1 protein-coding gene is annotated in these 599 nt (G+C 37.6%); it reads left to right on the top strand.

Going from position 1 to position 599, the window contains the following annotated elements; all coding sequences use genetic code 11:
- Positions 1–91: 91 nt before the first annotated feature.
- Positions 92–550, top strand: coding sequence for a hypothetical protein (locus tag A1QO_RS08270; protein ID WP_017039721.1), 459 nt, complete (start codon positions 92–94; stop codon positions 548–550).
- Positions 551–599: the final 49 nt, after the last annotated feature.

The raw sequence follows: 599 nt of genomic DNA, 5'->3' as shown, positions 1-599 counted from the left end.
TGTTTATTTGCCGCTTAGCAGAGCGTTATAGCGCTTTGTCTGGTGTGTTGTTCTGTATTGGTGATCTGTCTTTAACAAGTTGGTAAATATTATGAAAAAAGTTCTTTGGTTGGTCATCACCGTGACGGTTATAACATTAAGTCTTATCTCTTTTTATGGTGTGGAAGTTACGGCAACCATTGAGCGAGATGGTGATAATAGATGTTCACTCTCATCACCTATATTCGTAAAAGTAGAAAACTATACATTTTCAACCATACGTGACGTGACTTTCGATCTGGAAATGTTCAAAGGTGGTCGTTCAAAGAACGTTCTGAATGGAAGCTTAAATCGAGTCTTTGATATTGTAATCGAACCATTTTCATCTGAAGCAGGGTGCTTTTCTGACAGCTATATCAAGTCCATTATTGAGCCAAATCCTGTTGATTTTGAAACGGCAACTAGTAAGGAAGCTGTATCTTCATCTCTTGAGTCGATCAAGAACTTTAGAGAGTTTGAGGGCACGCACGCAGTTTACATTTCAAATATAGAAACATCATATCTTAAGTAAAAGCTTGTTATCAGCGCTATAACAAACTGTTTAAGAGTGATTCGCAACG

It is taken from the genome of Vibrio genomosp. F10 str. ZF-129 (assembly GCF_000287055.2).
In the GTDB taxonomy this organism is placed as follows: Bacteria; Pseudomonadota; Gammaproteobacteria; order Enterobacterales; family Vibrionaceae; genus Vibrio.
Note: the sequence above shows the minus strand (reverse complement) of the source record. Positions and strands in the feature narration are given on the sequence as shown.

Bases quoted from the DNA above. Each gene is read 5' to 3' on its own strand.
- A1QO_RS08270 (WP_017039721.1), top strand. From the start codon at position 92: ATGAAAAAAGTTCTTTGGTTGGTCATCACCGTGACGGTTATAACATTA.